7 protein-coding genes are annotated in these 6419 nt (G+C 45.9%); all 7 read left to right on the top strand.

The window, feature by feature from the left end; all coding sequences use genetic code 11:
• Window positions 1-255, top strand: a 255-nt coding sequence (locus PGX78_RS05320) for a hypothetical protein (RefSeq protein ID WP_270445761.1), incomplete at its 5' end; no start/stop codon positions are given.
• Between the two features lie 3 nt (window positions 256-258).
• Window positions 259-2091: an excinuclease ABC subunit UvrC gene (gene uvrC / locus PGX78_RS05315; RefSeq protein ID WP_006940974.1), complete on the top strand. Its 1833-nt coding sequence runs from the start codon at window positions 259-261 to the stop codon at window positions 2089-2091.
• Between the two features lie 161 nt (window positions 2092-2252).
• Window positions 2253-3119, top strand: a complete 867-nt coding sequence (gene lpxC, locus PGX78_RS05310; RefSeq protein ID WP_006940973.1) for a UDP-3-O-acyl-N-acetylglucosamine deacetylase — start codon at window positions 2253-2255, stop codon at window positions 3117-3119.
• Window positions 3120-3133: 14 nt separating this feature from the next.
• Window positions 3134-3574 (top strand): 3-hydroxyacyl-ACP dehydratase FabZ, encoded by a 441-nt coding sequence (gene fabZ / locus PGX78_RS05305; RefSeq protein WP_006940972.1) that lies wholly within the window; start codon window positions 3134-3136, stop codon window positions 3572-3574.
• 168 nt (window positions 3575-3742) lie between these two features.
• On the top strand, window positions 3743-4555 hold the full coding sequence (lpxA, locus tag PGX78_RS05300; protein WP_270445756.1) for an acyl-ACP--UDP-N-acetylglucosamine O-acyltransferase: 813 nt from the start codon (window positions 3743-3745) through the stop codon (window positions 4553-4555).
• Window positions 4556-4672: 117 nt separating this feature from the next.
• Window positions 4673-5488: an LpxI family protein gene (locus tag PGX78_RS05295; protein ID WP_270445754.1), complete on the top strand. Its 816-nt coding sequence runs from the start codon at window positions 4673-4675 to the stop codon at window positions 5486-5488.
• 12 nt (window positions 5489-5500) lie between these two features.
• Window positions 5501-6419: lipid-A-disaccharide synthase (gene lpxB / locus PGX78_RS05290; RefSeq protein WP_270445752.1), on the top strand; the 919-nt coding region annotated here is incomplete at its 3' end.

Below are 6419 nucleotides of genomic sequence, written 5' to 3'. Positions count from 1 at the left end.
ATTCATAAGCTTATGAATGTGTTGCAATTGCTTGTCAACGGAGGGGATACTGTCGTTGTTATTGAGCATAATCTGGATGTTATTAAAGTCGCGGATTACCTTATCGACTTAGGGCCTGAAGGCGGCAACGGAGGCGGTACGATAGTAGCTACGGGCACACCTGAAGAAGTGCGCAAGGTTGCGGCCTCGTATACAGGTAAGTTTCTGGCCCCTGTTTTGGAACGTACAAAAAAATTGATGAAAAAGAAGAGGTAAGTCATGGCCGTCCGTGAAGACGTGTTGGAAAAAATTAAAGAACTGACTACCGAACCCGGCGTGTATTTATGGAAGGACGAAAAGGGACGGATCATTTACGTAGGCAAGGCCGTTAATTTACGCAATCGTGTCAAAAGTTATGTGCGCAAGGACTCGAACAGGGCTGTCAAGGTGGCGGCCATGATGAGTCATGCCGTCGACTTGGAAACAATTGTCGTCGCCAATGAAGCGGAAGCACTGATTTTAGAAAATACGCTTATAAAAAAGCATCATCCGCGTTATAACATTATGTTACGTGATGATAAGACCTATCCCTATATTAAAGTGACGCTTAATGAAGAATATCCTCGCGTTTTTATGACAAGACGCGTCTTACGGGACGGAGCCCGTTACTTCGGACCCTTCGCCGATGCCGGGGCGGTTCATCGCGTTCTGAAGTTGATGCAGACAGCCTTACATTTGCGGACGTGTCGTTCCATGAAGGTGGAACGGCCGTGTTTGCAGTACCATTTAGGACATTGTGAGGCTCCCTGTGTAAACTATATAAGCAAGACCGCTTATCAGAAACAGGCTCGACTGGCTGTGGATGCACTGGAAGGCCGCAATAAGACTCTCTACAGGGAGTTACAGGATAAGATGGAGGCAGCCGCTACGGCGGAACAGTTTGAAAAGGCGGCTATGTATAGGGATCAACTGGCAGCTTTAAAAATCATTCAGGAACAACAGGATATTGTTACTACCGGTGCAGGCGATACGGACGTTATAGGTTTTTATGCCGAAGGAGATAAAACGGCCGTGCAGATTTATACCATTCGCGGCGGCAAGCTTATGGGGCGGGAGAACTTCAGTCTTGATAACAGTAATGATGAATCGACGGCGGCTCTTACCGGGGCCGTATTGGATCAATATTATGTAGAAGGCGTCTTCATACCTCGTGAAATTGTCGTCCCCGATGTAGAAGATAAAGAAGCCTACGAACACCGCTTAGGAGTGCAAAAGGGGAGGAATGTAGACATTATTATTCCCCGGCGCGGAGTGAAGAAACGGCTTCTCGAAATGGCCGAAAATAATGCAAAAGTACTTTGGGAACAACGTCGGTTGCAATGGCGGAATGACAAGAACAAGACGACAGGGGCTGTAGAGGCTCTGGCAAAAGTTCTCGATCTCCCGTGTCTGCCTGTACGCATGGAGTGTTTTGATATTTCCCATACTCAAGGAATTGAAACGGTAGCGTCCATGGTCGTTTTCGAACAGGGTAGACCGGCTAAATCGGAATATCGGCGGTTTAAGCTAAAGACCGTACAAGGAAAGCCGGATGACTTTAAGTCTATGGCCGAAATTATGGAACGCCGTTACAGTGAAAAAGATTGGCCCGTTCCCGACTTGATTATTATTGACGGCGGTAAGGGGCAGTTACATGCGGCACTTCCCGTTATCAGACGGGCCGGAACGGACGCACCGGTCATCAGCTTAGCTAAGCGGATTGAAGAGGTATTCGTTGAAGGTCGCAGTGAATCGATTATTCTCAGTCACCATACGCCGGAGTTACAATTGCTTCAGGCCATTCGTGATGAAGCTCATCGTTTCGCTATTACGTATCACCGTAAACTGAGAGGAAAACGAAGTCTCGTATCCGTCCTTGATCATATTGAGGGGATCGGGCCGAAAAGGCGTAAAGCGGTTTGGCAAGCTTTTAAGACGTTGGATGATATTAAGGCGGCCTCTATAGACGAATTGGCTGCCGTAGACGGTATGAATCGCAGTGCTGCGGAAAATATTTACTATTTTTTCCGCCTGGGTACGGATGAAAAACGAACGATTATCAAAAAAACTTAAGAAAGGCGTTGTAGCGCCTTTCTTTTTTGTTATATAAAATTACGAATGGAAGGCAAGAACGGGTTGACAAAGAAGAAAGTATGCGAAAAAAGCGACCTTTCCGCCATGCGAGTATTTGTCAACAAGCTCTGAATAGGATATAATTAATCAGTATGTGAAGTATGTCTGTATGTTTAGATGGAAGGAGGCGTATTTTCGTGTCCTCGGAAAAACAAAGAACTATCGGCAAACCTGTTTTTTATGAAGGCGTAGGTCTTCATGCAGGATTGCCTGTACATATGACCTTAAAACCCGCAGGAGTTAATGAAGGTATTTGTTTTGTGCGCACCGACTTGCCCGGCAACCCGTCCGTGCCGGCCAATCAGTCGTATGTAACCAACACGATGCGTGCGACGACTCTGGAAAAGGGAGAAGCCAAGGTATTTACGGTAGAACATGTGTTATCGGCCTTGCAAGGTTTGAAAATTGACAATTGTGTTGTCGAAATGGATTCGCCTGAACCGCCTGTAGGTGACGGCAGCAGCGCCGTTTTTGTGGATATGATTAAAGAGGCGGGCGTTGTCGAGCAGGATGCTCCGCGTAATGTATATGCCGTAACGAAGCAACGGGTGGTGCAAGAAGATGATAAATTTATAGCCGTGTTACCTTACGACGGATTTCGTATTACTTTTACGTCCATTAATCCCCATCCCCTGTTAGGAGTGCAGTTTTTCGACAGTGAAGTGACGGAACAGTCTTATATCGACGATATTTGTTATGCCCGCACTATTGCTTTTACGGAAGAGTTGGAAATGATGCGTAAATTGGGCCTCGGCAAGGGCGGTACAATAGAAAACGTTGTCGTATATGATAAGGATACATGCTTGTCTCAATTACGGTCTGATGATGAATTGGTACGTCATAAGGTGTTGGATATTATCGGCGATTTATCCCTTATCGGTAGACCCTTAAAGGGCCATATTATAGCTGTTAAATCAAGCCATAAATTAAACAATTTGTTGGCTAAGTGTATTTATGAAGATATGTAACGGGAGGAATTGAAATGACTTTGGAAGTTACGGATATTATGGAAATTTTACCGCACCGGTATCCCATGCTGTTAGTGGATCGCATTACCGAATTGGAACCTATGAAATATGCTGTAGGTATCAAAAATGCGACTTTTAACGAACAGTTTTTCCAAGGGCATTTTCCGGGAAAACCGGTTATGCCCGGAGTTCTCTTGGCCGAAGCCATGGCACAGGTCGGTGGGGTAGCCTTGTTGTACCCTGAAGAAAACAGAGGCTTAATACCCTTCTTTACGGGTATTGATAAGTTGCGTTTTCGTCACCCCGTTCGACCGGGTGACCAGGTTATTATGCGGGCCGATATTATCAAAATTAAAGGTCGTATGGGAAAGGTTACGGCACAGTGTCGCGTAGGCGATACGGTTTGTGCTGAAGGGGAATATCTTTTTGCTCTCATGCCCGGTCAGAAAAAATAAAAAAAGCTGAAAATCGACGAATAAGACAGAAAATCCGGTAATCGATAAGATACGGAGCCGTAATCGGCTGTATTTCCGGTTATAAAAATTTCTTAAAACGGGATTATATAAAAAATTCAGACGTACGGCACCGCCTTTCGGTGCAAAGGATATTGAGGAGTGACATTCATGACCGACGAAAAAGAAAGAGAATCTGCCGACCTTATTCATCCGACAGCTATTATCGACCCTAGAGCTGAGATCGGAAAAGGCGTAAAAATCGGTCCTTATGCCGTTATAGGGCCTAATGTAAAAATCGGCGACGGTACGGAGATTATGTCGCATGTCGTTATTGACGGATGGACAACAATCGGTAAAGATTGCCGCTTTTTCCCGAGTGCATCCATCGGCTCGGAACCGCAGGATCTAAAGTTTAACGGTGAGAAAAGTTATGTCATTATCGGTGACCGCTCCGTATTTCGTGAATTTGTAACGGTTAGCCGCGCTACGGGTGAAGGTGAAGAAACCCGTATCGGTAACGACTGCCTGTTTCAGGCTTGTACGCATGTTGCCCATAATTGTATAGTAGGCAATCACGTTATTATGAGTAACTGTGCCGGCTTGGCCGGTCACGTTACTGTAGAAGATCGTGTCGTTATCGGCGGCATTGCAGGCGTACATCAATTTGTCAAGGTGGGTCGAAATGCCATGATCGGCGGCTTGGCCAAAGTCGTTCAGGATATACCGCCTTTTGTTATTGCCGACGGACAACCGGCGCGTATTATCGGTTTAAACAGTGTCGGGTTGGCACGTGCCGGTATTTCCGAAGAAACGCGACGGGAGCTGAAAAAGGGGTTCCGCCTCTTATACCGTTCGGGCCTTAACCTGGGTCAGGCCATCGAATCGATGGAACAGGAATTAAACAGTAGTGAAGAAGTAGAACACTTATTACGTTTTTTGCGCAATGCGGAACGCGGTATTTGCAGAGGGGCTAAAGACTGATAAAAAGGGCAGGTAAGCGTTGTCTTGCCTACCCTTTTTTGCTATATCCGTGCTGACAGAAAATGTCGTTTTTTGGTATAATAAAATGCACTATACATTAATGTAAGGATGGTATACATGGGTAAAGTCGGTTTATTGGCAGGCGTCGGAAATTTGCCTGTCGAGTTTTTGCGTGCCGCCCATCAAATGGGGCATGAAGTAATAGTTATTTCCGTCGTGCCCGATACGGCGGCGGCCTTAAAGACCGAAGCGGACGCATACTACGAGATTAATGTGGCGAAGCTTGATAAGATTATTAAGACTTTGCTCCGTGAAGGCGTTACGGACGTTACCATGATCGGTAAGGTAACAAAAGAAATTCTTTTTAAAGGTATAAAATTTCCCGATTTTCGGGCCGTGAAGCTTTTAGCGAAGTTGCGTAATCGCAAGGACGATACGATTATGCTGGCCATTGTCGACGAATTGGCGAAAGATAACCTTGTGGTTGCCGATCAAACGGTATACTTGAAACCGTTGATGCCGCCGCCCGGTGTTTTGACAAAACGAAACCCGACAGAAGAAGAAAAGGAAGATATTCGTTTTGGGTTTGAAACGGCCAAGGCTATGGGCGGCATGGATATAGGACAGACTGTTGTAGTGAAGCACAAGGCGGTCATGGCTATTGAAGCGATTGAAGGAACCGATGCGTGCATTCGTCGCGGCGGTGCATTGGGAAGATGCGGTGCCTGCGTGGTAAAGGTAGCCAAACCGAATCAGGATGTACGTTTTGACGTGCCGGCCGTAGGTAAACAGACACTCTTATCCATGATTGAAAGCGGATGTACGCTTTTGGCAATGGAAGCGCATAAAACCCTGTTTGTAGAGCAAGAAGAAGTATTGGCACTGGCAGATGAGCATCGTATTTGTATTTGTGCCGTTGACGAATCATATTAATGAGGAGAGCCTATGAAAATCATGCTTTCCGCCGGCGAAGCGTCCGGTGATTTACACGGTGCCAATCTTGCCGAAGCATTGAAAGCCGTAGATCCGCAGGTTGAGTTAATCGGTATGGGTGGCGAACAAATGCGTAAGGCCGGTGTCCGCATTGTGTATGACATAAAAAATCTCGGTGTTATCGGCATCGGAGAGATTATAAAAAAGATACCTTTCTTTTATAAATTGCGCACTTTTTTAGTCAATACGATGAAAGAAGAAAAACCGGATGCATTGGTTTGCATCGACTATCCGGGGTTTAATATGAAGCTCATCGAAAAGGCTAAGGAGGCGGGAATTCCTGTAATTTATTATATTCTGCCGACTATTTGGGCCTGGCATAAGAGCCGCGGCAACGTTATTGCCGAATATACGGATTTGGCCGTATCACTTTTTCCTTTTGAAGCCGAAATGTATAAGAAAATGGGTACGAACGTTGTGTATGGCGGACACCCTCTGCTGGATACGGTAAAGCCGTCCATGTCGAAAGACGAGGCGTATAGCTTTTTCGGTTTACAACCGGAGAAGAAGACCGTACTTTTTATGCCCGGCAGTCGTGTACAGGAAGTACAAAGCTTATACGGAAAAATGTTGGCGGCAGGAAAATTGTTGAAGGACAAGGTTGAAGGGTTGCAGTTTATGGTTCCGAAGGCTTCTACCATTGACAGACATATGTTGGAAGAAGCCGCGCGAGAAGCGAATTTAGAGGTTCATATAGGCGAAGAACGGGTATATGACATGATGAATATAGCCGATGCGGCTATTTGTGCGTCCGGCACGGCTACTCTTGAAACCGCCTTAATGGGAGTACCGACCCTTTTGGTATATCGTGTTAATGTATTGACCTACTGGTTATCAAAGATTTTGGTTCACTTGGACAGTATCGGGTTAC

Source organism: Megasphaera sp. AF13-6AC, from assembly GCF_027685385.1.
In the GTDB taxonomy this organism is placed as follows: Bacteria; Bacillota; Negativicutes; order Veillonellales; family Megasphaeraceae; genus Megasphaera; species Megasphaera micronuciformis.
The sequence above is the reverse complement of the archived record's forward strand: the minus strand, read 5'-3'. Positions and strand labels throughout refer to the sequence as shown.